Raw genomic sequence first — 26,030 nt, 5'->3', positions numbered from 1 at the left:
GGGCTGACAGGCGGAGAAGGGGTGCATATACGATGTTCAAACGTCATTCACGCGCCGCCCCCTAATCGGCGCTTAATCAAGGGCGCCTGTCCCCCGGGCGCGTAGAGGAGAAGATGATCATGCGTTTTGTTACCCCCTTGGCGCTCGTGCTGGCTCTTGCGCTGGCTGGCGGCCCCGTTTCGGGCCCAGCGGTGGCGGCGAAGAAGGAAGAGAAGAAGCAGGCCGGCCCGAAGCTCAATGTCTCGCCCGACGTGATCAAGGCGCTCCAGGCCGCGCAGGCGGCGACGCAGAAGAATGATTTCGCCGCTGCCAAGGCGGCGCTGGCCGACGCCGACAGCAAGGCCAAGTCGAACGACGACAAATATCAGATTGGCGCGGTCAAGCTGAACGCATCGATCGCGTCGAAGGACAGCGCGATGCAGAGCGAGGCGCTCGCCCAGATGCTGGACAGCGGCCTCACGCCCCCGGAACAAGCGGGCCAGTTCAACGCCGTTGCTGCCGACCAGGCGTTGCAGGCGAAGAATTACGACCTTGCCATCCGCCGCGCGCAGGCGGCGGCACAGGCCAATTATAAGGCCGATGCAGTGAATGTGACCTTGGCACAAGCCTATTTTGGCAAGGCGGGCACCGCCAATCCGACGGCGGAGCCTGGCCGCGGTCTTAATCAGCAGGGTCTCGCCGCGCTTAAGGCTGCGATCAACGCGACGAAGGCGGCTGGCGGGCAGGTTCCCGCTCAATGGTATCAGATCGGCGTTAGCCGTGCGGCTGGATCGCGCCTGCCAGAAGTGACCGAATGGGCGACCTCGGCTTATCAGGCACAGCCCAGCGGTGAGAATCTGCGCACGCTGATCCGCCTGTTCCAGCAGTCGAATCCGAACATCACCAACCGCGAAAATCTCGACGTTCTGCGCCTGATGGCGGCATCGGGCGGATTGGTGGTCGCTGGCGACTTCCTGGAATATGGCGAGATGGCGTCCAAGACCGGCATCTATGGCGAAGTGAAATCCGCCGTCGATCAGGGTCGCGCCAAGGGCGTTCTGAAGGGCACGGCAGGCGCCGATCTGTATCAGACCGCAGCGCCCAAGATCGCAGGCGACAAGGCATCGCTTGGTTCGGCCGAATCCGATGCCCGCAAGGCCGCCAATGGCAAGATCGCAGCAGCGACCGCCGACGCCTATCTGGGTTATGGTGACTATGCGAAGGCTGCGACGATGTTCGAACTGGCCAAGCAAAAGGGCGGCGTCGATGCGGACGAGGTGAACACGCGCCTCGGCATCGCAAAGGCGCTGGGCGGCGATGTCGCATCTGCCAAAACGGCCTTCCAATCGGTCCAGGCGGGCACGCGCAAAAAGATCGCGGATCTCTGGCTGGCCTATCTCTCCACCAAGGCCTGATCTTGAAAAAGGCGCGCCCGTCTCAGGGATGGGCGCGCCTTCCTTACTCGACATGATGCAACAGGGGCTGGCGCGATGCGCTGGCGTATAAAAAGGGGACGGCCGACATGGTCAGGCTGCGACATTCCATGCTTAAGTCAGGGCTCTTCGCTATCGCCGTGGCGGCAGCGACATCGACGCCAGCGCTAGCGAAGAAGCCGGCGGCAAGCGGCCCGGTGATCGTCATGTCGGAAAGTTTTCGAGCAGCTGCGCAGGCGGCCGACAGCGCAATCAAGGCGGGCGACGCGAATACCGCTCAAGCGCAGATCAGCGGGCTGATGCCGGTAAGCGACTTTGAAGCTTATACGGCGGCTGGGCTGCGGTTTGAACTGGCTGTGCTGAAACGGAATTTCCAGGCGCAGCGGATCGCCTTGACCGACATGTTCAAGACCGCGTCTGTGCCCAAGAAGGATGCGCCGCGCCTGCGCTATGTCGCGGGCTATCTTTCCTATGTTGTCGGCAATTATGACGATGCGCTGGCCCAACTCGATTACGCCAAGACGCTCGGCTACGACGCGACCGATGCGACGATGCTGCGCGCGGACATCTACCTGCGCAAGAACAAGGCAAGGGACGCTCGGCCCTTCGTGCAGGAAGCGCTTGCCCGGCAGCGCGCATCGGGACAGGCGGTTTCGGCTGCCTGGTATGATCGGGCGATTTCGCTCGCCTATGCCGCGGGCGACTGGGGGGAGGTTGGATCCCTGTATCGGGAACGGCTGACGCACTATGGCTCTGCCGGAGAGTGGCGGTCGGCGCTTGCCAATTATCTGAGCGCTCCGGGCATCGATACGCAGGTTCAGCTTGATCTCTATCGGCTGCAGGCGGCGAACGGCGCGATGGCAAGTGAGCGGGATTATCAAGGCTATGCGCAGCTTGCCGAAAAGGCGGGAAATTACGCCGAAGCGAAGGCGATTATCGAGGCTGGGCGCTCATCGGGCAAGCTGACGACTACTCAAGCAGCGACTGCTAGCTTGATGAAGAGCGTGACGCCAAAGGCGGCGAAGGAGATCGCGGCGCTGCCTGCGGCTGCAAAGAAGGCGGCGGGCGCGAAGGACGGATCTGCTGCCCTGGCGGTGGCGGACAGTTATTTCTCGCTCAGCCAGTTTCCACAGGCGGCGGAGCAGTATCGTCTGGCGTTGAGCAAGGGAGGCATCGATCACGGCAAAGCTAATGCGCGTCTGGGCATAGCATTGGCGCGGTCGGGTGATTTGGCCGGTGCGAAGGCTGCCTTGGCGCAGGTGAGCGGCAACTGGGCAAATGTCGCGGGTTTCTGGAGCGTGTGGGTTGATCAGCAGAGCCGTAAGACGGCGTTTCAGCCGGTCGGGATTTCTCCAGCGAGCTGAAGGGTGGCACGCGTTTGCGCGTTTGAATCGACCGTTCGCGCTGTGTTTGTCGAAGCGCTACTGCCTGTAAGAAAGGGCTTCGACAGGCTCAGCCCGAACGGGGGGTAGATTGGCTGGGACAGTAAACGGTGATGCTGTCTCCGCACGCCGTCATCGCGACTAGAGCGGGAGCGGAACGCCCGGCAGATTCTTCGACATGCGGATGGTGAGGGAAGTTTTGACGCTGACCACATTGGGGGCAGGGGTTAGCTTCGAAGTCAGGAATTGCTGGAAGCTTTGCAGGTCCTTCGCGACGACCTTCAGGATGAAGTCGATTTCGCCGTTCAGCATATAGCATTCCCGCACTTCCGGCAGGGTGGCGACATGGTCCTCGAAAGCCTTCAGATCGGCCTCCGCCTGGCTTTTCAGGCTGACCATCGCGAATACGGTGATGGTGTAACCCAGCATGGCCGGATTCACCACCGCGTGATAGGAGCTGATGGCCCCGCCTTCTTCCAACGCGCGCACGCGACGCAGGCATGGGGGCGCAGTTAGCCCTACTTTGCGCGCCAGCTCCACATTAGTCATCCGACCGTCCTGCTGCAGTTCGCCCAGGATGTGCAGGTCGATATCATCGATGTTCGGGCCAGCCATTATCCTGCTTATTTCCTTTCTCATTTCTTGCCCGATATCATAATAATATTTCAGGGCAATGCAATTGTCCCACTATGCTACGGTCCCAAATGAGCAGGCGTCGCCCCTTCCCCTTTGGTCGGCGAAGGCTTATCCAGAGCTGTAATTTCCTTCCGCGATGAAGTGCTGCACGTCGCTGGAAGTCCTCAAGGGGATTAGGGTGCGCTTCAACGATCTAATGCAGACGGTTCTGGCCGCAGAAAATAGGAGCGGCCTTGGCGCAGTGACGTTGTGGCGCCAATGCGTCGATCTGCTGGCGCAGAATGATCGCGCCGATCGCAAGACCTTGCACGACGAGGAGCGGCTTGTGCTGCTCGAACGGCTTGCGGCCCTCCAGTCGCAGCTTTCCGAAACGCAACGGATCGCGACGGTCGTCGAATTGGGCGGGCGATTGCGCTCGCCCGCGCTGGTAGAGTTTTTCGCCAATGACAGGCCCGCAATCGCAGCGGCCGCCATGTCACGCGCGCGCTTGCCCGATGAGGCGTGGGTCGAGTTGCTCCCCCGCCTGAGCCCGACGGCGCGTGGCGTGTTGCGCGGCCGCCGGGACCTGAGTTCCGGGACGCAACAGGCGTTGGAAGCGTTCGGCTCGGCGGACCTGGTGCTGACGAGCGATCGTGATGACGTCCCCGGCGCAGACGCGGAAGACATGCTGCTGACCCCAGATATGGTGGCGCCAGTGGAGCAGCCCGCTGCGCCTGATCAGACGGTGGATGCGCCGGCCGAGGAGGAGGCCGAATCAGCGGCTGCCGAGGTTCCGGTAGGCGACGATCAGATCCGCAATCTTGTGGATCGCATCGAACGCTTTAACAGCACGCGGCGGGTGCCCGATGTGGTCGTGCCTCGCCCCGATGCGGGGGAAACGACGGCGGTCCGCTCCTTCGCCTTTGAAACCGACGCGACGGGGATGATCATCTGGATCGATCAGGGGCCGCGTGCCGCGTTGATCGGACTGATGCTAAGCGAAACGGCTGTTGCCGGCGTGAGCGGGCCGGACGGCAGCGTTGCGGGTGCATTCACGCGGCGGAGCGGATTCCAGAATGGCCGCTATACCATCGTAGGCGGTGCGATGGCGGGTGAATGGCGGCTGTCAGCGACGCCCTTTTTCGATCCGCGCTCGGGCCGTTTCCAAGGCTATCGGGGCCAAGCGCGGCGGCCGTATCTGCATGAGGTCGCCGCCCCGCCTCAAGCCGAACCTGTGTCGGTCGCGGGCCTCTCAGCAGATTCGCTGCGGCAATTGGTGCATGAGCTGCGCACGCCGCTGAATGCGATCCTGGGCTTTGCGGACATTATCGAGCAGGAGCTGTTCGGGCCAAGCGGGCCGGAATATCGCGAGATGGCGGGTAAGATCGCGCTGGATGCCCGGCATCTGCTGGCGGCGTTCGATGACCTGGATCTTGCCGCGCGCGTGTCGCGGGGAGAGGGGGCGGAGACGCCCAGCGCGGTCGATCCGGCGCTGCTGATCGCGCAGGTCTCCGCCCGCTTCCGTGAGCAAGGCGAAAGCGACGGCCCTCAGATCGACATCAACATGGCGCGCGCGCTGCCGATGGTGCGGATCGATCCCGTGCAGGGCGAGCGGATGGTGCAACATCTGATGCGCACCGTCGTGTCCATTGCGGTGCCGGGCGAGGCGCTGAGCGGTGCATGCTGGTTCCAGCCAGATGGCGGCCATGGCTATGTGCTGTTGGCGGTCGATCGGCCTTCGAGCCTGGAGGGCATGGAGGAGGAGCGGCTGCTCGACCCCGGCTATACGGCCGAGGGCGATTGGGCAGACGGGCCGCTGCTGGGCCTCGGCTTTTCGCTGCGGCTGATCCGCAGTCTCGCGGCGGGTTGCGGCGGGAGCCTGCAGATCGAGCCGGATCGGTTCCTGCTTTCCATGCCCGCGATGACGGTGGCGGAGGATGCGGCGGGCAGCTTCTGACGCGCCGAAACCCTATTGCAACCATTGAGCGCTAGGCATGGGAGTATGAACGCCCCCATCCATGACGGCAGCCTGCTTCGCGCACCTTTGGCGGAAGACAGGATCACGCTCGTCTCGGAGTTCGGAACGCGCTTCATGCTGTTTGTCGATACCGAAGAGGAGTTCGACTGGAGCGCGCCGTTCAGCCGTACGGGACATGGCGTCACCGCGCTCGCGGGCATGGTGGTGGGGCAAAGCTATTTCGCGGCGGCGGGGGTGAAGCCCGTTTATGTAACGGACTATCCAGTGGTCGATGACGATGCCGCTGCGGCCATGATGGGCCAGTGGGTCGCCGACGGCGCGGCTGATGTTGGTGCGCATCTGCATCCATGGGTGAACCCGCCGCATCTGGAGGAGATATCGGCCGCCAACAGCTATGCTGGGGCCCTTCCTGAGGCGCTGGAGCGCGCCAAACTGGAAACGCTGTGCGAGCGGATCGCCGGGCGATTTGGGCGGAGACCGATCGCCTATCGGGCGGGGCGCTATGGCGTGGGGCCTAACAGCGCGCGATTGCTGGAGGAGGCGGGCTTCCGCCTGGATAGCTCAGTGCGCAGTCGCTTCGACTATAGCGGCCAGCATGGGCCGGATTTTCGTGGAATGCCGCTAAACCCCTATTGGGCAGGACCTAGCCGATCATTGGTCGAGTTACCGCTATCCGCCGCCTTTGTCGGCATGTTGCGCGGTGGTGGGGAGAGGCTTTATCGCGCGACGCGGGAGATGGGGCCGCTGCCGGGCGCGATGGCAAGAACCGGGATGCTGAGCCGCGTTCCCCTGACGCCCGAAGGCGTTCCGGTTACGGATGCGATACGGGCGATCGATGCCCTCATCGAAGAGGGTGCGGCGGTGCTGAACTTCAGCTTTCATTCGCCCACACTGGAGCCGGGGCACACGCCCTATGTTCGTGACGAAGCAGATCGAGTGGCCTTTTACCGCTGGTGGGAGAAGGTGCTAGCGCATCTCGCCCGCCGGAATGTGCGACCGGCAACGCTCGATCAACTGCTGGATGCGGTGCCGGAGCGGGGACGGGCTTGCAAAGCTGCTTGAGCCTGCCTATCCGGACGACAGGTGGGGCCTGTAGCTCAATGGTTAGAGCTGGCCGCTCATAACGGCTAGGTTGCGGGTTCGAGTCCTGCCGGGCCCACCACTTTCCCTAAGCATTTACCGGGCGTAACAGGGCTGCCAGGCGGCGGTTTGTGAGACCCAGGCGATCGATGACGAAGGTCGCGATCTTTTCAGCGACCGCGCCAGCGACCGCGCCTGCAAGCACGTCGCCCGGATAATGCGCACGGCGGGGCACCTGTAATGCTCCAACCACCGCCGCGGCGGCGAGCACGGGTTTGGTGTAGCGAGGATAATCGCGGGAAAAGGCGCGGGCTACGGCGAGCGCGCCCGCGGTATGCCCGCTAGGGAAAGAGCGGAGGTCGGCCTCGTGCGAATGTCCGGCGGACATGTGGTAGGTGCCTGTTTTCAGCTGTTCGTCCGGGCGGGTGCGATCGACATTATTCTTGCCCACCTCCTTAAAGCCAATGGCGATGAGATGCGCCAGTGCCATACGGATCGCCGCCCGCTGTAATGCAGGCTTTCGGGTGATCGTACCGCCGATCAGCAGAGCGGCCGATATCGCCAGCAACGGCGGCTCATCACCCAGATTGCCGAGCATTCCCACCTTTTGTACGGTAGGCTTTTGCAGTAGCGGCCGCATCTTTTCGATAATCTCGACATCGACCCGCTCCGGCAAGGAGAGCTGCTCAATCCTCTGCTGAGGGAGCTGATTCTGTCGCAAATTCGCCTCCTCTTCCAACATTGCAGAGACGTCTAAGTTGGGACACCGTTCCCGATCTGCCAGGCGGTAGTTGCGACTGTGTTTAACAACCAGCAGTTGCATTTTGTGCAACGCAAAAATTTTGCTTGCGACTCGGACGAATCGGTGACAGCTTTAGAGGTATCGAAGCAGGGACGCTTCGGCACATAGGTTGGATCCGCCGATGACGGTAGGAACCAGCTTCGGTCCTACAGGATCGAAATCGGCAATGACGCCGCCCGGACTGGTCTTAACGGACCGCGTCCAGGCGGCTTTTTTATTATGTTTTCAACGCGGACGCGAATGCGCGCCGCGGACCTCCATCATTATCTTACACCCGCCGGACTGTGCTTCGGCGAATGGCTGGCTGCGTGCCTTTCGCAGCGCGGATGATCGAACAGGGAAGGACATTGGGGAATGGCAGAGGGGGACAATCCAAAAGGCGTCAACCGCCGTGGAGCGCTGAAGACCGGGGGCACTGCCGCGCTTTTTGCTGCGGTGCATCAGGCGTTTCCATCCGGCGCATTCGCTGCAGGAGCGGGACCTGAAGTCACCGGCGCGAAGTTGGGCTTCATCGCCCTGACCGACGCGGCGCCGGTTATCATTGCCAAGGAATTGGGCTTGTTCGCCAAATATGGCCTGCCTGACGTGCAGGTGGCGAAGCAGGCCAGTTGGGGTGCGACGCGCGATAATCTGGTGCTAGGCAGCGGCGGTGGCGGCATTGATGGCGCGCATATCCTCACGCCCATGCCGTATCTCCTGACGCTGGGTGCGATCGGCAAGGCGACGCCCATGAGCATCCTGGCCCGCATGAACGTCAACGGTCAGGCGATCTCGGTTTCCAAGGAATATCTGGGCGCCAAAGCGGACCTCAGCGCGGCGAAGATGAAGGGCGTGATCGCTCAGCGGAAGGCCGCTGGCAAGAAGATCACCATGGCCATGACCTTCCCCGGCGGCACGCATGATATGTGGATCCGCTACTGGCTGGCGGCGGGCGGCATCGATCCGGACAAGGATATCGAACTGATCACTGTTCCGCCGCCGCAGATGGTGGCGAACATGAAGGCGGACACGATGGACGCCTTCTGCGTCGGCGAACCGTGGAACGACCAGCTGGTGGCGCAGAATCTGGGCTATACGGCGGTTTCGACTGGCCAGATGTGGATGAACCATCCCGAAAAGAGCTTCGCCATGCGGTCCGATTGGGTGGCGAAGAACCCACGGGCGGCTTTGGCGATCACAGCGGCAATCATCGAGGCGCAGCGTTGGGCGGACAATCCAGGTAACATAACCCGGCTGGCGGGCACGATCGCGGGCCGCGATTATCTCAAATGCCCCATCACCGACATCGCTGACCGCCTACAGGGCAATTTCAACATGGGCGACGGGCGCAAATTCCCGAACGCAGCCTTCAAGATGAAGTTCTTCGATGGCTACGCGTCCTTCCCGTACAAGAGCCACGACCTGTGGTTCCTTACGGAAAACCAGCGCTGGGGCAAGCTGCCCATGTCGCTCGATACCAAGGGCGTAATCGGCAAGGTCAACCGCTCCGACATTTGGCGCAAGGCAGCGGCGATGCTGGGCGGCAAGGGCCCGGCGAGCGACAGCCGCGGCGTCGAGAAATTCTTCGACGGCAAGAAGTTCGATCCGGCTAATCCCAAGGCTTATCTGGCCAGCCTGGCGATCAAGCGCGTTTGATGAGGAAGGAGAAAGCCATGGCTTCGCCATCGCCCAACAGCAGGAATGGAGGGCCGCCGGTATCGTCCGGCGGCGCCGCGACCGAGTTGGGGGTCATCGTACCCTATCCCGAAGGAGCGATCGCAAGGCGGAGCTTCGAGCCAGTTGCCGCGCCCGTGCATCCGTTGGTGAGCAAGGCGCGCGCGGTAGTTGCCGCCGTGTTGCCGACCATGGTCATGATTGGCGCGCTGCTGCTGTTCTGGCAATTTCTGTGCGGATCGCCGGAGGCGACTTTCCCCAGCCCGGTGAAGGTCTGGCAGGAAAGCCATGACGTCATCACCCATCCTTTCAAGGGCGTTGAGATCGGTCTCACCCATTTCAGCATCCAGGATGGGGGCGATGTGGGCATTGCCGGCCATGTGTTGACCAGCCTCAGCCGCGTCCTCATCGGTTACAGCCTCGCGGCGATCGTCGGCGTGGCGCTGGGCATCCTGATCGGGCAAAGCGTCTTTGCCTTCCGCGCGCTCGATCCCTTGTTTCAGGTGCTGCGCACGGTGCCGCCGCTCGCCTGGCTGCCAATCAGCCTCGCGATCTTTCAACAAGCGCAGCCATCGGCGATCTTCCTGATCTTCATCACGGCTATTTGGCCGGTTATTCTGAACACGGCGGCAGGCGTTCAGACCATTCCAGTGGCCTATCGCAACGTGGCCAAGGTACTGGCGCTTAATCCCGTCGAATATTTCGTGCGGATCATGCTGCCTGCAACAGTGCCGCACATGTTCACCGGCCTGCGGATCGGCGTGGGCATGAGCTGGCTGGCGATCGTGGCGGCCGAGATGGTGCAGGGTGGCACCGGCGTCGGCTTCTTCATCTGGGACAGCTACAACAGTTCTTTGCTCACCGACACGATCGTCGCGCTGATCTGGATCGGCTTGGTCGGCTTCACACTGGACCGCATCGTCGCCTTTGCGGGTCGCGTCATCGGCCGCGCAGGCTGAAGGGGAGGGCAGTTTCATGAAACAGCGTAGCTATCTCGCGCTTGAGGGCATCACCGTCGAATTTCCCACCAAGGCCGGGCGTTTCTGCGCGCTGGACCACATCGACCTTGAGGTGGACAAGGGGCAGTTCGTAGCGTTGATCGGTCATTCGGGCTGCGGTAAGTCAACCCTGCTCAATGCCGTCGCGGGCCTGGTCAAGCCGACCCGCGGGGCGATCTTCCTGGATGGGGATCTGGTGGACGCTCCGGGGCCGGACCGTGCGGTGGTCTTCCAGGATCATTCGCTGCTGCCTTGGCTGACCGTCGAGGAAAATGTCCGCCTGGCGGTCGATAAGACTTCGGCAGGCAAGAGCAAGGCAGAGCGCAGGGACTGGGTCATGCACAATCTGGAGTTGGTCCAGATGACCCATGCCGCCGGGAAAAGGCCGGGCGAATTGTCGGGAGGCATGAAGCAGCGCGTTGGCATTGCCCGCGCGATAGCGATGAACCCGCGCGTGCTGCTGATGGACGAGCCGTTCGGCGCGCTTGATGCTCTGACGCGGGCGGCGCTTCAAGACGTGGTCATGGATCTGCAGGCGCGGCTCAACAATACGGTGCTGATGATCACCCATGATGTGGACGAGGCCGTGCTGTTGGCCGACCGCGTCGTCATGATGACCAACGGCCCGGCGGCGCGGATCGGAGAAGACCGGCCTGTAGAGCTAGCGCGGCCGCGTAACCGGATCGAGGCTATCGATATGCCTGAATATGCAGAGGCTCGCAGCGCCGTCATCCATTTCCTGCACGAGCGCTACCGCAATCCGGCAACGCTCGCTGCGTGAGAGACAAGCCGTTCATCAAGGCGGCATCAAAAATATCGGGATTGAGAGGGGATGCCCTGAAGGGCCTTAAGGCCATCGGGAGCAAAAGAGGGGGAATTATGCGTGGATTGAAGATGTTGCTGTCGGCGTCGGCACTGGCGACGGTTGCAACGCCTGCCCTGGCGCAGGACATTGTGTTCAAGCCGATCGTCGAGGCGCGGCTGCGCTATGAAATGGTTGAGCAGGACGGACCGTTGCCGCTGGTCGAAGATCGTGAGGCCAATGCGGTCACGATGCGGCTGCGTGCTGGTGGCGAACTGTCGAGCGGCCCCTTCGCCTTATTGGTGGAAGGTGAAGGCACGCTGGCGATCAACGAGGATTATAATAGCGGCGTCAACGGGAAGACGCTCTATCCCATCGTCGCCGATCCTGAGAATGTCGAAGCAAATCGGGTGCAGATCCAATATCGCACCAAGCCGCTCATCGTGACGCTCGGCCGCCAACGCATCAACCTGGATGACCAGCGCTTCGTGGGCTCTGTCGCCTGGCGGCAGAATGAGCAGACCTTCGATGCCGTTCGCGTCGAATATATGGGCGTGAAGAACCTGAAGGTCGATGTGACTTACGCCATTGCCGCCCGGACCATCTGGGGCATTGATGGCGGCAAGTTCGGATCGGTCAACCGGCCGACGGAGATCGACGGCGACAATGTCTTCGCCAACGTCTCCTACAAGACGAAGTTCGGCACGCTGACCGGATTTGCCTATCTGGTGGACGAGGATGAGCCGGTGGCGGCATTGCTGCGCAATAGCAGCCAGACCTATGGCGCGCGCTTCGTGGGCGCCCTGCCGCTGGCGAAGAAGGTGAAGCTCAGCTACCTCGCCAGCTACGCCCGGCAGAGCGATTATGCGAAGAACCCGGTCGATTATAAGGCCGACTATGTCGCGGCTGAACTGGGGCTGGAGGTTTCCGCCTTCAAGCTGACGGCCGGTTATGAGCTGCTTGGTTCCGATTCCACCACGCTGGGCAGCGCCACGGGCTTCGCGTTTCAGACGCCCTTTGCCACGCTGCACAAGTTCAACGGCTGGGCGGACAAGTTCCTGACGACGCCTACCACTGGCATTCAGGACTATTATGGCGGCATCGCCTATACCGTGCCGAAGGTTGGCAAGATGGGGCCGCTGGTCGCGTCCTTCATCTTCCACCGCTTCAGCAGCGACCGGCTCTCGATCCATTATGGCGATGAATATAACGCCCAGGTGACCTTGAAGATCGACAAGCATCTAAGCGCCCTCGTCAAATATGCCGACTATGACCGGCAGGGCATTGCGAGCTTCACGGGAGATGCCGACACCAAGAAATTCTGGGCGCAGATCGACTACGCGCTTTGATCGATTGAACTGACAGATGCCGCCGCGATGGTCCTGCGCCGTCGCGGCGGTTTTTCGTCAAATAAGAAAGTCGTAGAAGGCGAACCGGCGCGCGGTGGAACATCCGCCTGCGTTCATCGATTTCCTCTGGAGTGATTTGGATGGAGGAATGCGAGCATGGGCAAGGGCATTTTGCTGTGGCTGATTGGCATACCTATTCCGGTGATAATCATCCTGTGGTTGCTGTTCCGATGATGGCCGATTGACGGGACATATTCTTCACCGCTAAGGCCCCCACAGTCGGGGAGTAGCGCAGCCTGGTAGCGCATCTGCTTTGGGAGCAGAGGGTCGCAGGTTCGAATCCTGTCTCCCCGACCACTTCTCCATTCAGGAGCGTGACGCGAGGCGCTACAGCGAGCCCACCTTTATCTTCGATCCATTGATCAGCCGCGTAAGCTGGAAGTGAGCCGGATCGACGCTGGGGGTGGCGTTGGTGATCAAATCGGCAGCCAGATAGCCGATCCCCGGGCCAAGTCCGAACCCATGACCTGAGCAGCCTGCCGCCAGGTAAAGTCCTCCAACCGGATTGATCCCGGATATCACGGGCACAGCATCAGGTGTGCAATCGACATAAGCGCCCCAGCTATGGTCGATCGGAAGACCGGCCAGTTCCGGGAAGGTGCTGCGTACATTCTCCATAACCGCGTCGATCAACCCTCGGTTGGGGGCGGGATCCAATATGCGATGATGCTCAAAGATCGCGGGATCGTTGCCAAATATCGCGCCAAGCGACTCTGGGCCTTCGATGAATGATCGGCCGAGCCCCAGTTGCACCGCCTTCAGCCGCTGAACAAACTGCGGCATGAATTCGCGGGCGAAGCGGATGCCTTGAGGCGTTACCTCCAGCGTGGCACGGCCGCTGATCGCCATGGTGTAACTGCCGTCCAGACGCCGGGTCATCGCGAAATCCGGGCAGTAGAGGACTTCACCGACATTCGCGGCTGGCTTCGTGCGCAAGGCGGTTTGCCGCACACTGGCTTGCGGGAAGGTAATCCCATGGCGGCGCAGGAAGGTGGAGGCCCACGCGCCGGCTGCGCACAGGATCGCGTCGGCGCGGATGTATCCTTCTTCGGTATCTATTCCCGTCACGCGACCGTTTGTGATGTCCAGGCTGCGGGCGGCGCAGCCTTGGTGGATGGTTGTCCCCAACGTGCGAGCGCCTTCCGCTAGAACGGGCGCGGCCAGTGCGGGTTCGGCCTTGCCGTCCGCGACGGAGTGTAAGCCGCCCAGCCATTTTCGCCTTGTTTCCGGTATGCGCTCGGCGGCTTGCGCTTCGTTCAACATATAGGTTTCCACGCCGAACTCGCGTGCTACGGGCCGCCATGCTTCCCAGCCAGCCAGCATTGCGGCGTCGTCCGTCGTGTAGATGAGGCCGGTGCGGCGGAAGCCTAGATCCTGCCCTATATCGGTCGCCAGATCGTCCCAGAGCCGCATGGATAGAAGCGAAAGAGGCATCTCGCGTGGATCGCGATTTTGTTGGCGGCACCACCCCCAGGTACGGCTTGATTGCTCGCACCCCACATGGCCTTTTTCGAGGAGCGCCACAGAAAACCCGCGCTTGGCGAGGAAATAGGCAGACGCGGTTCCGACGATCCCCCCGCCAATGACCACCACGTCCACCGCCTTGGGGAGAGCTTCATCGCTGGCAACGGAACGGACAACGGGAGACATGCGGAAGCACCTTGTTCGACTGGTCGGGAGGGGCGGCTATGGGGTCAAAGATATTTGAGCCACCAGATATCCTTGCGCCGCTTCTTTAGGTTGGAGAACCAGCGCGTCGGAAAATAGAGCGGCACGATCAGGCCGAGATACCAGACCCACACCCAGGCGAGGGTATCGACCCCGAATATGTCTCCGTGGTTTGTCCCCCAGATCGCCCTAGCGCTGAGATAAAGAATCCGCAGAAGGTAGAGGTGGAAAAGGTAGAAGAACATCGGCGCGCCGCCCATGACCGATAGCCAACGGGTAAGCCGCGCATCATTCGCCTTTTCAAATGCAGCGAGTAGGAGGAGGCCAATCCCCAGCGTTGGGAGAAGGAACAGCAGAGAGGGCGGATATTTGGTGAGAGCAAGAAAGCTCATCACCGTTCGGATCGGCTCGCTGGGACTGACAAACCAGGGTGAATCGCCATAGATGTTGAGCGCCCGCAGAAGGACGAAGCCAGCGATCATTGCTGCGCCGGTTCTCAGCAGGGTGCGCCGTCGCTCAGGCGAGGCGAGCTGCGAAAACCAGCTGCCTGCGGACCAGCCGAGGCAGATCACTCCGATCCAGGGCAGGATGGGATAGTTGAATTTGACGACTACGCCACCCAGTTCGATCTGCGATCGGTCATGGAGGACACCCCAGGGGATGAACAGGGGGTGGTCGGGCGGAAAGCTGATAGGATCCAGCAGATTATGGCCGGCGACGATCACAAGCCCCAAGAGCAGGATCGCCCGCGGCGGTAGATGGATAAGCGCCGCCAAAATGATCATGCAGAGGCCGATGGCCCAGATGACCTGAAGGAAGACGAAGTGGGGGACTAGTTCAGCGCGCCAGGAAAAATTCACCAGCGTGAGCTCGAGCAGCACGAGAAATGCCCCGCGCCGGAGCAGGAAATCGCTGGTCTGCGCGAGGCTGTGCCGCTGGCTAAAGAGAAAAGCGGACAGACCCGTAAGCGCGACGAAGATCGGCGCGCACAGGGTGCTTGTGATGCGGGTGAAGAAGAGCGCGGGCATCACCGTCCGCGCATCTACCGGGTCGCCGACCGGCATGTACAGAAACCAGGTTTCGCGCACATGGTCCAGCAGCATGATGACCATGACCAGCCCTCGCAGAGCGTCGATGCTTTGCAGGCGTGTGGTTACAGCGGTGGGCGCAACAGGCTGTGACACCGCCGACGGTTCGTTGCTAACTGCGAGAGTGGCCATGATCGTCTCCGGCTACCGAGAGCAAGATGGGGCGTTGAGTTGGCGCTCAGTCCTGGTCGGGGATGGCGGCGATCGCATCTATCTCGACCAGATGGCCGTAATGAAGCTCAGGCACCGGAACGACCGTCCGCGCCGGCTTTGCACCGCCCAGCATATCGCTGTAGATCCGGTTGAACTCGGGCCAGTTCTCGACGCCCACGATATAGGCGGTGACACGGCAGAGATCCTCAGCCTTGCCGCCCGCGGCTTCCAAGATCGCGAGCATGTTCGCGATAGCCTGGCGCGCCTGGGTCTCGAACTCCCTATCAGGCAGCGGCACCTTGTCGGTCCTGATCGGGAGTTGGCCTGAAATATAGAGGTTGCTCCCCGAACGGGTCGCCTGGGAATAATGGCCTGCGGGGGCGGGGGCGTTGCCGGTGAGGATGGCTCGCGGTTTGTTGCTCATCACCATCCCCCGAACCGCTGCCACTCGGCCTCGACAATGTCGGATGCGCCGTGAACGACGTGATAGCTGCGATGCTGAGCCCCCGTTGCGCAAGCGTGATTGGGCAGGATCCGCACTCGATCACCGATCTTGAGGTCGGGCAAAGACTTTTGGGAGCCGGGGCGGACCATGATGATGCCATGCTCCTGATTCGCATCCGCCAGGATCAGATCATCATAGGGTCGGCCGCTGCTGTCGCAAACGACGCCATAACCTTGGTTGATCTCCTGTTTGGCCGTGCCGCGATCCTGCGACATGGCCATCCAACCGGCATCGACCAATATCCAGCCTTTCTCGCGTTGGTGACCGATGACGGTAGCGAGGACAGAGATTGCAATATCGTCGATTTGACAGATGCCCACGCCCGCCATGACGAGATCGAAGAAGACGAAAACACCCGCGCGAACTTCTGTGACACCGCTCAGGTCCGCAGCATTGTGGGCCGTTGGCGTTGAACCGACGCTTACGACAGGGCAGGGCAAGCCTGCCTCGCGGAGAATGGCCGCCGCATCCACGACGCTGCGCCGTTCTTGTTCGGCGCAGCGGGCAAGCGCCTCTGCGCCGCGCGCGCTATAGCTGCCGCCCGCATGGGTCAGAACCCCTCGCAATTCGCCGCCTTCTACCAGCGCCTTGCCGATGGCGATCAAGCGATCTTTGTCACCGGGCAGCACACCGGAGCGGTGGCCGTCACAATCGATCTCGATCAGCGCCGGGATGGCGTCGCCCGCGCCGCGGGATGCGGCTGCCACGGCCTGGGCCTGCTCGATTGTGTCGAGGACGACGGCAAGGTTCACGCCGCGCTTACGCAATTCGATGACTTTGGCGAGCTTCCAGGGAGCGATGCCCACGGCGTAGATGATGTCGTTGATACCTGCGTCAGCGAAGAATTGCGCTTCCTTGAGTGTGGATACAGTTGCTGGACCTTGGGGCGTGGTCATGACGGCGCGCGCGACCTCGACAGACTTTGCGGTTTTGAGGTGGGGCCGTAGCGACACGCCGAGGGGTGCGAGCCGTTCCCGAAGGCGCCCGATGTTGCGGTTCATCCGGTCCGTGTCGAGGAGGAGGCAGGGCGTTTCCAGATCACCCAGACTCGCGGCTGCGCTTTCGTCCTGCTCCGGAACCGAAGTTTCTGCTTCACTCACCATCTGATTCCTTGCTTTGATTGCGCCGATCAATGTGCATTGCTGGACAAAAGCCTACAATTAATTGATTCTGCAGTATCGGATAAGGTATATCTTAATTCAGAACTGGCAGGCGTTCTTCAGCCCGCGGGAGGGATGCTGCCGCTTACTCGGGGAAATATCCCAAGATAGCTTTTGTCTCGAGATATTCATCCATCCCAAAGACGCCATATTCGCGGCCGTTGCCCGACTGCTTATACCCTCCGAATGCGGCAAAACCGTCCCATGCGGGATAATTGATATGGACTTGGCCCGCGCGGATCTTGCCGGCTATCCGCCGGGCGCGGTCGAGATCGCTCGATTGGACGTGAGAACCCAAGCCATAGACAGTGTCATTGGCGATACGGATAGCCTCATCCTCATCCGCATATGGAATAATGCACAGCACGGGTCCGAATATCTCTTCCTGCGCTATACGCATGTCCGGGCGTACTTCCGAGAAGATGGTTAGTTTGACGAAATAGCCGGCAGACAAGCCTTCAGGTTTTCCCAAGCCGCCGCAAATGAGCTTCGCGCCCTCGGCAATGCCGACGCCGATCATCTCCTGCACTTTGGCGAACTGGTTCCGGTTGGCGACAGGTCCGAGGTCGGTAGCATCGTCGGATGGATTCCCCACAATCATCGCCTGAGCGGTTGCAGCTGCCAATTCTGCCACTTCGTCTAGCCGGTCGGCAGGGACGAGCATGCGCGTGGGAGCGCTGCATGATTGGCCGACATTGCGGAAGGCGGCAGCCACGCCTAGCGGTATGACGCGGGCAAAGTCCGCATCATTCAGGATTATATTGGGCGACTTTCCTCCCAATTCCTGGGTGACGCGCTTGACCGTAGGCGCAGCGGCTTGCGCCACCAATATGCCCGCCCGGGTCGATCCGGTGATGGAGATCATATCGATATCGGGATGAGACGCGATAGCGGCGCCGACATCTTCGCCCCTGCCGGTCACCATGTTGAACACGCCCGGCGGTGTACCCGCATCATGCATGATCTGCGCAAAAAGATGCGCGCTCAGCGGTGACAGTTCACTGGGCTTGAGTAGGAAGGTACAACCGGCCGCGAGCGCGGGGGCTACCTTTGCCGTGATCTGATATAATGGCCAATTCCACGGCGTGATCAGGCCGCAAACACCGATCGCTTCTTTGGCGATTGCCGTCGTGCCCTGCTTTCTTATGAAGGCATAATCTTCCAGCACATCAATTGCAGCGCGGACATGGGCGATACCAAACGGAACCTGCGACGCGCGGGCGAAGCCGATGGCCGAACCCATTTCCCGGCATATTGCCTGGGCCAGCTCCTCCGCCCTTTCTTCCATAAGGTCGAGGATCTGCTTGAGAAGTTGAGCGCGTTCGGCAGGGGACGTCGATGAAAATGTCGGAAACGCAGCCCGCGCCGCAGCGACGGCGCTGTTGACGTCAGATGCGCTTCCGGACGCGACGGAGCCGATGATCTCCTCCGTCGCGGGGCTGACAAGCGGAATGGCTTCAGTTGGCGTCTCTGGAAGTTTCCAGGCGCCCCCGACATAAAGCCGCTCACATCGTTCCATTCCCATCGCTTCACCTTTGGCCCGCTCGCATGCTTGGTAGCGAGTGCGTCATGACGCCGGACAGCATCCGTTGCCCAGGTGAACAAGATATGCCAAAGCATGAATATCGCAATTAATTCAAACTACATATAGGATTAAGGTGGGGATGACTATTTCGACCGATGATCTGGGCTTCTTCCATGTCATAGCGGGCGCGCCATCACTTGCCGAAGCTGCGCGCAGGCTGAACGTTACGCCGCCGGCCGTGACACAACGGCTGCGAGCTCTCGAGGCGCGGGTGGGGGTAAAATTGATCGAGCGAACCTCGCGCGGTCTTAGCCTGACGGATGAAGGCGAACTGGTCGCGTCGGAAGGCGCCTTGATCATCGGGGCGATCGATGACCTGTCGGAGCGGCTGGCCAGCCGGACCAGTCAGGTGCGAGGGCATCTCCGCGTTGCGGCGCCTTATGGCTTTGGCCGGCGCTATGTCGCGCCGATCGTGCAGGAATTTTCCAAGAAGCACCCCGCAGTATCGGCCACTTTGGAATTGTCAGACAGCCCCATACGGCAAATGACCGAGAGTTGGGACATCATCGTGCATATCGGGTCGCTGCCCGAAAGTGATCGGCTGGTGACTACCCTTGCGCCAAATCAGCGGATTCTTTGTGCCTCACCCACCTATCTTGAACATCATCCGCCCATCCTGAAGCCTGATGATCTAGCCGCGCACCGGTGTCTGGCGCTTCGGGAGAATAATGAGGATGTCACGCTCTGGCGCTTCGTTCATCCCAAGCAGGGCAACGCAACGGTACGGGTGAAGCCCTGCATGTCCAGTAACGATGGCGAAATAGTCCGGGATTGGGCGCTTGCGGGGCTTGGGCTCATGGTGCGGAGCGAGTGGGATGTGGCTGATGACCTTGCAGGAGGGAGATTGCAGGCGGTTCTCCCGCGCTGGTCTTCACCACAGGCTGACGTGGTCGCGCTGCTCCATACTCGCCAGGGCAGGAGCGGGCGGACGAATGCCTTTCTTCAGGCGCTTAGGGAGAGCCTAAGCTCGCCGTTTTGGCGTCAGGAGGAGCTTTAGACGCGAGGCGGAATGCGATCTTTCGGCGGTCACTCTACCGCTACGGCGGGCCGATCGTATCGGCGATGGCGCAGGGCAAGCGTTGATCCAGGCAGCGAATGCCGGTCGGATCCTAGAGGTTGCCGAGGTGGCTAAAGCCGCGCTTACCCTGATGTGCGACATTGCGTCCGCACTGACTGAACTTTTCTCCGGACATTTGCGGCACGCATAGAAAAAGGGCGGACCGTCAGACGGCCCGCCCTTTCGAAAATCTCGCTGGCGCGAAGATTATTCGGCGTTCGCAGCGTTCGAAGCAGCGTTCGCGGCGTTGTCAGCAGCGTTAGCAGCATTCGCGGCGTTGTCGGCAGCGTTAGCGGCGTTCTCGACAACGTTCTCGACAACAGCGTTCGAAGCGTTCGCGGTCTCGTTGGCCGGCTTCTCACCGCAAGCGGCGAGGGCCATCAGGCCGGCCGAAGCGAAAACAACAGCGATCTTCTTCATTGTGTACGGCTCCCATAGCATATTGCCGCGCCTGACATGTTCGTAACACGACCGGCGCGAGCGACCCGCATTAACGTGTGCGCTGCACAAATCAATGCTTTTCTGCGTCGGTGAAGCGACGGAATCACGCGACAGAGTGTTGTCTACAATAAAAGTTCACTTAATGCCCAGAGATTCTTGTGCGTTTGCAGTTTCGAAAAGTGCAACTGCCCAGGCGCTGACATTCTGTTGAAGCTGAACGCGATCCACCTTGTCCAAAGTGTCGTCTGGGGTGTGGTGGATGTCGAAATATCTAGTACCGTCCTGTTGAAGATCGATGACGGGAATGCCCGCCTTGACCAAGGGCTCAATGTCCGAACCGCCTCCAGCTGCTACATGGCTCCGCGCGATGCCAAGAGGGGCCAGCGCGGCAGAGAGACGGGCAGCAAGCGCTTCATGTCCCGCAGGCAACTTATAATCCACTCGCCAGACGCGGTCGGCGCCGAAGTCGGATTCCATTACGAGCGCGTGCAGCTCAGCCCCGTGAGCCGTGAAGTAGGCCCGGCCACCATCGCCTCCCACCTCCTCCGCACCTGCCATCAGGATGCGGATCGTTCGGCGGAGCGGACCGGCCTTGGCGGCGTGGACCGCGGCTGCCGCGATGATGCCGCAGCCTGATGCGTCATCGATCGCGCCAGTTCCTTGGTCCCAGCTGTCCAGATGGCAGGCGGCCATGACCAGGCCCGCCGCAGGATCATTGCCCGGGATTTCCGCGATGACGTTTCCTGACGGCTGATCCTTCAGCAATCTGGAGGTAAGAGTGACCTGCAGGCGGACAGGATGTCCCCTGGCGATGATGCGTGTCAGCTGATCCGCGTCGGGGATGCTGAGCGCGGCAGCGGGAATGGGCTTTGCGCCATCGGCCCACATCTGAATGCCGCTGTGCGCCTGCCGGTGGTGGTCCGTGCCTATGGAGCGGATGAGGATGGCTACAGCGCCTTTTTTTGACGCGATGCTGGGTCCTTGCCGCCGCGTAGCGCCGAAATAGCCGTAGGAACTGCCATCCTGAGTCGCCGACATCGCGTGACTGACGAAAGCGATCTTGCCTTTCAGGCTGCCGTCCGGTGCGGCCTCCAAGGCGGCGAGTGTGGGAAAATAGGCAAGCTCGGCTTCTATACCCTTCTCCGAAGTGGATGCGCTGTTCCCCAGGGCGGCAAGGACGAGCCGCTGAGGAAAGGGCGCGACGACCCGCGCCTCATCCCGTCCGCGCAGCCACACAGGCATTTTATAGGGTTCAGCCCGAACATTCGCGAAGCCCAGGCTCTTCAACTTCGCCACCGTCCAGTCGCGTGCCCGGGCTTCCTGCGGGGTCCCAGCAGGGCGAGCGCCAACTTCAGTGGTCAGTCCTTCGACGAAATCCCACGCAACGATGTCTTGTAGCGCGGCCTCCCGAATCGTTTCACTGCTCGATGGCGCGGCCGCGGCGGGGAAGGGGGATAAGATGCTGCCGAGAAGGAGCGCAGCAACGGTGCCCGATCGGATTTTCTGCATGGATGGAGGCTTACCCAGCCATCGCCCATTTGCCAATGGCTCCGGGCTCCGCTAACTCCGCCGGGATTTTCACGTTTAGCCCTTTCGGAGCAGCTTCCAGCCATGTCCGCCTCCTCGCAATACGCGTTCGTCATGAAGAACATGACCAAGAGCTTCCCCGGCGCCCAGAAGCCGGTGTTGAGCAATATCAACCTGCAATTTTATCGCGGCGCCAAGATCGGAATCGTCGGCCCCAACGGTGCGGGCAAATCGACGCTGATGAAGATCATGGGCGGCATCGACAAGGATTTCACCGGCGAAGCCTGGCCGGGCGAGAATATCACGGTCGGTTACCTGCCGCAGGAGCCGCAGCTCGACATCAGCAAGAACGTGCTGGAGAACGTCAAAGACGGCGCGCGCGAGATTGCGGATAAGATGGACCGCTTCAACGAAATCAGCATGATCATGGCAGACCCGCCCGAGGATGCCGATTTCGATGCGCTCATGGAGGAAATGGGCACGCTGCAAGAGCAGATCGATGCGGTCGATGGATGGACGCTCGACAACCAACTCGAAATCGCGATGGAGGCCCTGCGCTGCCCGCCTTCGGATTGGTCGGTGGAAAGCCTGTCGGGCGGTGAAAAGCGCCGTATCGCGCTGACTCGCTTGCTGATCCAGAAGCCGGATATTCTGCTTCTCGACGAACCCACCAACCATCTTGATGCCGAGAGTGTCGAGTGGCTGGAAAACCATCTGAAGGAATATGCGGGCGCGGTGCTGATGATTACCCACGATCGCTACTTCCTCGACAATGTCGTGGGTTGGATCCTGGAGCTCGATCGCGGCAAATATTTCCCGTATGAGGGCAACTACTCCACCTATCTGGAGAAGAAGGCCCAGCGCCTGGACCAGGAATCTCGCGAGGAATCCGGCCGCCAGAAGGCGATCAAGGATGAGTTGGAGTGGATCCGGGCTGGTGTCAAAGGCCGCCAGACCAAATCCAAGGCGCGAATCAAGAAGTTCGAGGAACTGGTCGCGAGCCAAGAAAACCGCACGCCGGGCAAGGCGCAGATCGTCATCCAGGTGCCCGAGCGTCTGGGCGGCAAGGTGATCGAGGCGAAGAACATCAGCAAGGCCTATGGCGACAAGCTGCTGTTCGAGGATTTGTCCTTCCTGTTGCCGCCGGGTGGTATTGTCGGTGTGATCGGACCGAACGGCGCGGGTAAGTCGACGCTGTTCAAAATCATAACTGGGCAGGAACAGCCCGATTCGGGTGAAATCGACATCGGTTCAACGGTGCGTCTGGGCTATGTCGATCAGAGCCGCGACCATCTCGACCCCAGCAAGAATGTCTGGGAAGAAGTGTCCGACGGCCTCGATTATGTGAAGGTCAACGGCCATGACATGTCGACCCGTGCCTATGTCGGCGCCTTCAACTTCAAAGGGCAGGACCAGCAGAAGAATGTCGGCAAGCTGTCAGGCGGTGAGCGCAATCGCGTGCACATCGCCAAGATGCTGAAGAAGGGCGGCAACGTGCTGCTGCTCGACGAACCGACCAACGACCTTGACGTCGAAACGCTCGCCGCGCTGGAAGAAGCGATCGAGAATTTCGCAGGCTGCGCGGTGGTTATCAGCCACGACCGCTTTTTCCTCGACCGTCTGGCGACACACATCCTCGCGTTCGAGGGTGATAGCCATGTCGAATGGTTTGAAGGCAATTTCGAAATGTATGAAGAGGATAAACGCCGCCGTCTGGGCGATGCTGCGGACCGTCCCACGCGTCTGGCCTATAAGAAGCTCACGCGCTGATCAGCTCGGCCGTAGGGCAACCGGTTGCAGAGATTGCAATGGTGCTTACGCCTTTCGCACTTGCGAGGTGGCGTGCTGCACTGCACAAAGGGGGTGCCTTTCAGGCATCCTCTCCTAAAACTTTCAGGCCGGCCCAATGGGTCGGCCATTTTTTTGCATGATTGCGGGCTGAAGTTGGCGCGCTCATCCAGCTATCACGGCGAGCGCATGTGCACAGCATAGCTAGGGTGATCCCTTAGGGGCGCGGTGTAGTCTAAGCCGCTGCAGGCGATGTTCAGCAGGTCGGCCGCTTGCAAAATGATGTCAGGCCCTCGACAGCTGCATCGCTGGCATCGATGCGGGCGACTTGAGCCGCGCGCGGACCCTGATGAGCTAGGGCGATAAATTGCTGAACGGCTTCCTCATCACCCTCAATAACCGCTTCGACACTGCCATCCATTCGGTTGCGGACCCAACCGTTCAGGCGAAGCATGGAGGCCGTTTCTATCGCCCAATTGCGATAAAATACGCCCTGCACGCGGCCCATGATTATGAGATGGCGGGCGATGACGCCCATTAGTGTACCCGCTTGATCCAGGTCTGGCCGTCGCGAATCTCGACCTTGAAATTCTTGATCGACCCAATCAGGTCGGAAAGCCGCTTGAACCCATAATTGCGCGTGTCGAAGCTGGATCGGTTGCCCGCCAGCTGGCCGACCTCGCTTAGTCTGGCATAGCCCTGCTCGTCGCGTTTTACGGCATTATAGGCGTCGATCAGAAGCTTCAGCAGTTCGGGAGACACTTCCGTGCCATCGCCATTTTCGTCCGCGCCATCCTCTGCGGGAGGCTCGGAGGGTTGGTCACGGAGCAGGGCGGCGACATCAATGAAGCGAGTGCAGGCGCTGCGGAAGGCGTCGGTGGTCTTGGCCGATCCGAAGCCATAGACGGGTATCCCCTGCTGACGGATGCGCGTGACCAGGGGCGTAAAGTCGCTGTCGCTAGACATGAGGCCAAAGCCTGTGACTCGCCCGCCCGCCATTAGGTCCATGGCGTCGATAGTCATCTTCATGTCTGTCGCATTCTTCCCCTTGGTGAGGTCGAACTGCTGTTGCGTTTCAATGGCCTGGGTCACGGCCTGCCGCGCCCAGCCCTTGAGCGCGGGTTTGCTCCAATTGCCATAGGCCCGGCGAATGTTGACCGTGCCCAGTTCGGCAAGGACAGTCAGCACCGGGTCGAAATGGTCAGCAGAGGCGTTGTCGGCGTCGATCAACAGGGCGACATTACCGCCACTGGGGATCGGCGATGACATCAGGCGGCTTCCAATGCAGCCGGTTGAAATTGTCCGCTCGTCTCGTCCAGCAGATGAAGCTGGCCATCCGAGATCGCGAAAAATGCGCCTACCAGCTTTAACTCCCCGCTCTTTTCCTTGGCGCGAACACAAGGGAAGGTACGCAGATTGGCCAGGCTGATCTTCACCCCTTCCTGTTCCATGGCGCGGTGGGCGTCGCGGCCACGATCTTCGCCGAAACGGTTGATAACAGTCTCCCGCGCATCGTGCAGCATGTCGATCCAGTTGTGGATGAAGCCGCCTTCACCCGGAGGCGCGTCCTTCAGTTCCTGGCTGAGCGCCGCCTTGCAGCCGCCGCACTTGCCATGGCCCATCACGACGATCTCACCGACCTTGAGCACCTGCACGGCGAACTCCAGCGCTGCCGACACGCCATGGTGACCCGGGTTTGTTTCAAATGGGGGGACCAGCGCCGCCACGTTGCGGACCACGAAGATCTCGCCCGGGCTGGTGTCGAATATCTGCGCGGGATCGACGCGGCTGTCGGAGCAAGCGATGACCATGACGCGCGGGCTTTGCCCTTCGCTCAGTTCATCCCATCGTTCGCGCTGCTGTGTCCAGCCCGTGTTGCGGAAGCGGCGGTAGCCTTCAAGCATGTCGGAAAAGTCGGTCATGGCGAAGTCTCTGCCCAACAATCTGGGGGCTGGCAAGTCTGTGCTTGCGTCGCTATTTGGGGCGCATGACCGATAGTGCCGCTATTCCCGTCCCGCCCCAGCCGCAACGTGTCCGCAAGCCGGACTGGATCCGCGTCAAGGCGCCGACCAGCCCAGGCTATCACGAAACGCGTAAACTGATGCGCGAAAAGGGGCTCGCGACGGTCTGCGAAGAAGCGGCCTGTCCCAATATCGGTGAATGCTGGACCAAGAAGCATGCGACGGTGATGATCCTGGGCGACGTTTGCACCCGGGCCTGCGCCTTCTGCAACGTCAAGACAGGCATGCCGCGTAAGGTCGATCCTAATGAGCCGCAGAACCTCGCCGATGCCTGTGCGGAGATGGGGCTCGAACATATCGTCATCACTTCGGTGGATCGGGACGACCTACCCGATGGCGGCGCGTCGCAGTTCGTGAAAGTGATCGAGGCGCTGCGTCGCACGACTCCGGATACGACCATCGAGATTTTGACGCCAGATTTCCGGAACAAGCATGAGCGGGCCGTCGAGATGATCGTGGCTGCGCGGCCGGACGTCTATAACCACAATCTGGAGACGGTGCCGAGGCTCTACCCGACCATTCGTCCCGGTGCGCGCTATTATGCGTCGCTGCGTCTTCTGGAGTCGGTCAAGAAGCTCGACCCTTCGATCTTCACCAAATCGGGCATCATGCTGGGCTTGGGCGAGGAGCGATTGGAAGTTCACCAGGTCATGGACGACATGCGCTCCGCCGACATCGATTTCTTGACCATGGGCCAATATCTGCAGCCGACCCCGAAACATGCCAAGGTGATGGAGTTTGTGACGCCCGCTGCGTTCAACGCCTATGCCGCGATTGCGCGCGCTAAGGGCTTTTTGCAGGTCGCGTCCAGCCCGCTGACCCGTTCCAGCTATCATGCGGGCAAGGACTTTGCGGAGATGCGTGCGGCGCGTGAGGCGCAACTGGCCAAGGCGGCACGCTGAACCA

23 protein-coding genes and 2 tRNA genes are annotated in these 26,030 nt (G+C 61.0%); 13 read left to right on the top strand and 12 right to left on the bottom strand.

Going from position 1 to position 26,030, the window contains the following annotated elements:
- The first annotated feature begins 113 nt into the window (after positions 1-113).
- Both EP837_RS01245 and EP837_RS01240 read left to right on the top strand, forming a co-directional pair.
- Positions 114-1,394, top strand: coding sequence for a hypothetical protein (locus EP837_RS01245; protein WP_066523861.1), 1,281 nt, complete (start codon positions 114-116; stop codon positions 1,392-1,394).
- Positions 1,395-1,522: 128 nt separating this feature from the next.
- Positions 1,523-2,776 (top strand): hypothetical protein, encoded by a 1,254-nt coding sequence (locus EP837_RS01240; RefSeq protein WP_066523860.1) that lies wholly within the window; start codon positions 1,523-1,525, stop codon positions 2,774-2,776.
- A 159-nt stretch (positions 2,777-2,935) separates the two neighbouring features.
- On the opposite strand, the gene EP837_RS01235 is transcribed toward EP837_RS01240, so the two are convergent.
- Entirely contained in the window at positions 2,936-3,409 is a 474-nt protein-coding gene (locus EP837_RS01235) for an Lrp/AsnC family transcriptional regulator (RefSeq protein WP_066523859.1), read from the bottom strand.
- Positions 3,410-3,608: 199 nt separating this feature from the next.
- On the opposite strand from EP837_RS01235, the gene EP837_RS01230 reads away from it, so the two are divergent.
- The 3 genes from EP837_RS01230 to EP837_RS01220 all read left to right on the top strand — a co-directional run bounded on the left by EP837_RS01230 (position 3,609) and on the right by EP837_RS01220 (position 6,549).
- Positions 3,609-5,366, top strand: coding sequence for a sensor histidine kinase (locus EP837_RS01230; RefSeq protein WP_066528464.1), 1,758 nt, complete (start codon positions 3,609-3,611; stop codon positions 5,364-5,366).
- Between the two features lie 45 nt (positions 5,367-5,411).
- A complete protein-coding gene (locus tag EP837_RS01225) occupies positions 5,412-6,449 on the top strand; it encodes a polysaccharide deacetylase family protein (RefSeq protein WP_066523858.1) in 1,038 nt (345 codons plus the stop codon).
- Positions 6,450-6,473: 24 nt separating this feature from the next.
- A tRNA-Ile gene (locus EP837_RS01220) sits at positions 6,474-6,549 on the top strand.
- Positions 6,550-6,555: 6 nt separating this feature from the next.
- Here EP837_RS01220 and EP837_RS01215 read toward each other — a convergent pair.
- Positions 6,556-7,188 (bottom strand): phosphatase PAP2 family protein, encoded by a 633-nt coding sequence (locus EP837_RS01215; protein ID WP_197486292.1) that lies wholly within the window; start codon positions 7,186-7,188, stop codon positions 6,556-6,558.
- A gap of 435 nt (positions 7,189-7,623) precedes the next feature.
- On the opposite strand from EP837_RS01215, the gene EP837_RS01210 reads away from it, so the two are divergent.
- The 5 genes from EP837_RS01210 to EP837_RS01190 all read left to right on the top strand — a co-directional run bounded on the left by EP837_RS01210 (position 7,624) and on the right by EP837_RS01190 (position 12,428).
- On the top strand, positions 7,624-8,904 hold the full coding sequence (locus tag EP837_RS01210) for a CmpA/NrtA family ABC transporter substrate-binding protein (RefSeq protein WP_066523856.1): 1,281 nt from the start codon (positions 7,624-7,626) through the stop codon (positions 8,902-8,904).
- Between the two features lie 17 nt (positions 8,905-8,921).
- Positions 8,922-9,881 carry a nitrate ABC transporter permease gene (gene ntrB, locus EP837_RS01205; protein WP_225870561.1) on the top strand — a complete coding sequence of 320 codons (960 nt, stop codon included), beginning with the start codon at positions 8,922-8,924 and terminating at the stop codon, positions 9,879-9,881.
- 16 nt (positions 9,882-9,897) lie between these two features.
- Entirely contained in the window at positions 9,898-10,701 is an 804-nt protein-coding gene (locus EP837_RS01200) for an ABC transporter ATP-binding protein (protein WP_066528459.1), read from the top strand.
- 98 nt (positions 10,702-10,799) lie between these two features.
- Positions 10,800-12,071: an alginate export family protein gene (locus EP837_RS01195; protein WP_066523854.1), complete on the top strand. Its 1,272-nt coding sequence runs from the start codon at positions 10,800-10,802 to the stop codon at positions 12,069-12,071.
- A 280-nt stretch (positions 12,072-12,351) separates the two neighbouring features.
- Positions 12,352-12,428 (top strand) — tRNA-Pro (locus EP837_RS01190).
- Between the two features lie 30 nt (positions 12,429-12,458).
- On the opposite strand, the gene EP837_RS01185 is transcribed toward EP837_RS01190, so the two are convergent.
- The 5 genes from EP837_RS01185 to EP837_RS01165 all read right to left on the bottom strand — a co-directional run bounded on the left by EP837_RS01185 (position 12,459) and on the right by EP837_RS01165 (position 18,230).
- Complete coding sequence (locus EP837_RS01185) at positions 12,459-13,781, bottom strand: NAD(P)/FAD-dependent oxidoreductase (RefSeq protein ID WP_066523853.1); 1,323 nt, start codon at positions 13,779-13,781, stop codon at positions 12,459-12,461.
- 44 nt (positions 13,782-13,825) lie between these two features.
- Positions 13,826-15,019 carry a DUF1624 domain-containing protein gene (locus tag EP837_RS01180; RefSeq protein WP_066523852.1) on the bottom strand — a complete coding sequence of 398 codons (1,194 nt, stop codon included), beginning with the start codon at positions 15,017-15,019 and terminating at the stop codon, positions 13,826-13,828.
- A gap of 46 nt (positions 15,020-15,065) precedes the next feature.
- The gene (locus EP837_RS01175; RefSeq protein WP_066528456.1) at positions 15,066-15,464 is read right to left on the bottom strand and encodes a RidA family protein; all 399 of its coding nucleotides are present in this window, start codon (positions 15,462-15,464) and stop codon (positions 15,066-15,068) included.
- Positions 15,464-16,546 carry an alanine racemase gene (locus EP837_RS01170; RefSeq protein WP_225870607.1) on the bottom strand — a complete coding sequence of 361 codons (1,083 nt, stop codon included), beginning with the start codon at positions 16,544-16,546 and terminating at the stop codon, positions 15,464-15,466. The genes EP837_RS01175 and EP837_RS01170 overlap by 1 nt, the downstream gene beginning before the upstream one ends.
- A 244-nt stretch (positions 16,547-16,790) precedes the next feature.
- The gene (locus EP837_RS01165; RefSeq protein ID WP_066523851.1) at positions 16,791-18,230 is read right to left on the bottom strand and encodes an aldehyde dehydrogenase family protein; all 1,440 of its coding nucleotides are present in this window, start codon (positions 18,228-18,230) and stop codon (positions 16,791-16,793) included.
- 139 nt (positions 18,231-18,369) lie between these two features.
- On the opposite strand from EP837_RS01165, the gene EP837_RS01160 reads away from it, so the two are divergent.
- Complete coding sequence (locus EP837_RS01160; protein WP_066523850.1) at positions 18,370-19,287, top strand: LysR family transcriptional regulator; 918 nt, start codon at positions 18,370-18,372, stop codon at positions 19,285-19,287.
- A 267-nt stretch (positions 19,288-19,554) separates the two neighbouring features.
- On the opposite strand, the gene EP837_RS01155 is transcribed toward EP837_RS01160, so the two are convergent.
- Positions 19,555-19,767, bottom strand: coding sequence for a hypothetical protein (locus EP837_RS01155; protein WP_066523849.1), 213 nt, complete (start codon positions 19,765-19,767; stop codon positions 19,555-19,557).
- A gap of 156 nt (positions 19,768-19,923) precedes the next feature.
- Positions 19,924-21,297 (bottom strand): M28 family peptidase, encoded by a 1,374-nt coding sequence (locus EP837_RS01150; protein ID WP_066523848.1) that lies wholly within the window; start codon positions 21,295-21,297, stop codon positions 19,924-19,926.
- Positions 21,298-21,399: 102 nt separating this feature from the next.
- Between EP837_RS01150 and ettA the strand changes: the two genes are divergently transcribed.
- On the top strand, positions 21,400-23,085 hold the full coding sequence (gene ettA / locus EP837_RS01145) for an energy-dependent translational throttle protein EttA (RefSeq protein ID WP_066523847.1): 1,686 nt from the start codon (positions 21,400-21,402) through the stop codon (positions 23,083-23,085).
- Between the two features lie 274 nt (positions 23,086-23,359).
- Here ettA and EP837_RS01140 read toward each other — a convergent pair whose 3' ends face one another.
- Genes EP837_RS01140 through EP837_RS01130 form a run of 3 tightly spaced genes read right to left on the bottom strand, consistent with a single transcriptional unit; the run spans position 23,360 to position 25,025 of the window.
- The gene (locus tag EP837_RS01140) at positions 23,360-23,641 is read right to left on the bottom strand and encodes an acylphosphatase (protein ID WP_066523846.1); all 282 of its coding nucleotides are present in this window, start codon (positions 23,639-23,641) and stop codon (positions 23,360-23,362) included.
- Positions 23,641-24,372: an NYN domain-containing protein gene (locus tag EP837_RS01135; RefSeq protein WP_066523845.1), complete on the bottom strand. Its 732-nt coding sequence runs from the start codon at positions 24,370-24,372 to the stop codon at positions 23,641-23,643. Before EP837_RS01135 ends, EP837_RS01140 begins: the two co-directional genes overlap by 1 nt.
- Entirely contained in the window at positions 24,372-25,025 is a 654-nt protein-coding gene (locus EP837_RS01130) for a carbonic anhydrase (protein WP_066523844.1), read from the bottom strand. Before EP837_RS01130 ends, EP837_RS01135 begins: the two co-directional genes overlap by 1 nt.
- Positions 25,026-25,090: 65 nt before the next feature.
- Here EP837_RS01130 and lipA point away from each other — a divergent pair, with 65 nt between their 5' ends.
- On the top strand, positions 25,091-26,026 hold the full coding sequence (gene lipA / locus EP837_RS01125; protein WP_225870560.1) for a lipoyl synthase: 936 nt from the start codon (positions 25,091-25,093) through the stop codon (positions 26,024-26,026).
- Positions 26,027-26,030 lie beyond the last annotated feature (4 nt).

It is taken from the genome of Sphingobium sp. EP60837 (assembly GCF_001658005.1).
GTDB lineage: Bacteria > Pseudomonadota > Alphaproteobacteria > Sphingomonadales > Sphingomonadaceae > Sphingobium > Sphingobium tyrosinilyticum.
This window is presented reverse-complemented; position numbering and strand designations above follow the sequence as displayed.

Coding starts and splice junctions, on each gene's coding strand:
- EP837_RS01245 (WP_066523861.1), top strand. CDS start 114: ATGATCATGCGTTTTGTTACCCCCTTGGCGCTCGTGCTGGCTCTTGCG.
- EP837_RS01240 (WP_066523860.1), top strand. CDS start 1,523: ATGCTTAAGTCAGGGCTCTTCGCTATCGCCGTGGCGGCAGCGACATCG.
- EP837_RS01235 (WP_066523859.1), bottom strand. CDS start 3,409: ATGGCTGGCCCGAACATCGATGATATCGACCTGCACATCCTGGGCGAA.
- EP837_RS01225 (WP_066523858.1), top strand. CDS start 5,412: ATGAACGCCCCCATCCATGACGGCAGCCTGCTTCGCGCACCTTTGGCG.
- EP837_RS01210 (WP_066523856.1), top strand. CDS start 7,624: ATGGCAGAGGGGGACAATCCAAAAGGCGTCAACCGCCGTGGAGCGCTG.
- ntrB (WP_225870561.1), top strand. CDS start 8,922: ATGGCTTCGCCATCGCCCAACAGCAGGAATGGAGGGCCGCCGGTATCG.
- EP837_RS01200 (WP_066528459.1), top strand. CDS start 9,898: ATGAAACAGCGTAGCTATCTCGCGCTTGAGGGCATCACCGTCGAATTT.
- EP837_RS01195 (WP_066523854.1), top strand. CDS start 10,800: ATGCGTGGATTGAAGATGTTGCTGTCGGCGTCGGCACTGGCGACGGTT.
- EP837_RS01185 (WP_066523853.1), bottom strand. CDS start 13,781: ATGTCTCCCGTTGTCCGTTCCGTTGCCAGCGATGAAGCTCTCCCCAAG.
- EP837_RS01180 (WP_066523852.1), bottom strand. CDS start 15,019: ATGGCCACTCTCGCAGTTAGCAACGAACCGTCGGCGGTGTCACAGCCT.
- EP837_RS01175 (WP_066528456.1), bottom strand. CDS start 15,464: ATGAGCAACAAACCGCGAGCCATCCTCACCGGCAACGCCCCCGCCCCC.
- EP837_RS01170 (WP_225870607.1), bottom strand. CDS start 16,546: ATGAACCGCAACATCGGGCGCCTTCGGGAACGGCTCGCACCCCTCGGC.
- EP837_RS01165 (WP_066523851.1), bottom strand. CDS start 18,230: ATGGGAATGGAACGATGTGAGCGGCTTTATGTCGGGGGCGCCTGGAAA.
- EP837_RS01160 (WP_066523850.1), top strand. CDS start 18,370: ATGACTATTTCGACCGATGATCTGGGCTTCTTCCATGTCATAGCGGGC.
- EP837_RS01155 (WP_066523849.1), bottom strand. CDS start 19,767: ATGAAGAAGATCGCTGTTGTTTTCGCTTCGGCCGGCCTGATGGCCCTC.
- EP837_RS01150 (WP_066523848.1), bottom strand. CDS start 21,297: ATGCAGAAAATCCGATCGGGCACCGTTGCTGCGCTCCTTCTCGGCAGC.
- ettA (WP_066523847.1), top strand. CDS start 21,400: ATGTCCGCCTCCTCGCAATACGCGTTCGTCATGAAGAACATGACCAAG.
- EP837_RS01140 (WP_066523846.1), bottom strand. CDS start 23,641: ATGGGCGTCATCGCCCGCCATCTCATAATCATGGGCCGCGTGCAGGGC.
- EP837_RS01135 (WP_066523845.1), bottom strand. CDS start 24,372: ATGTCATCGCCGATCCCCAGTGGCGGTAATGTCGCCCTGTTGATCGAC.
- EP837_RS01130 (WP_066523844.1), bottom strand. CDS start 25,025: ATGACCGACTTTTCCGACATGCTTGAAGGCTACCGCCGCTTCCGCAAC.
- lipA (WP_225870560.1), top strand. CDS start 25,091: ATGACCGATAGTGCCGCTATTCCCGTCCCGCCCCAGCCGCAACGTGTC.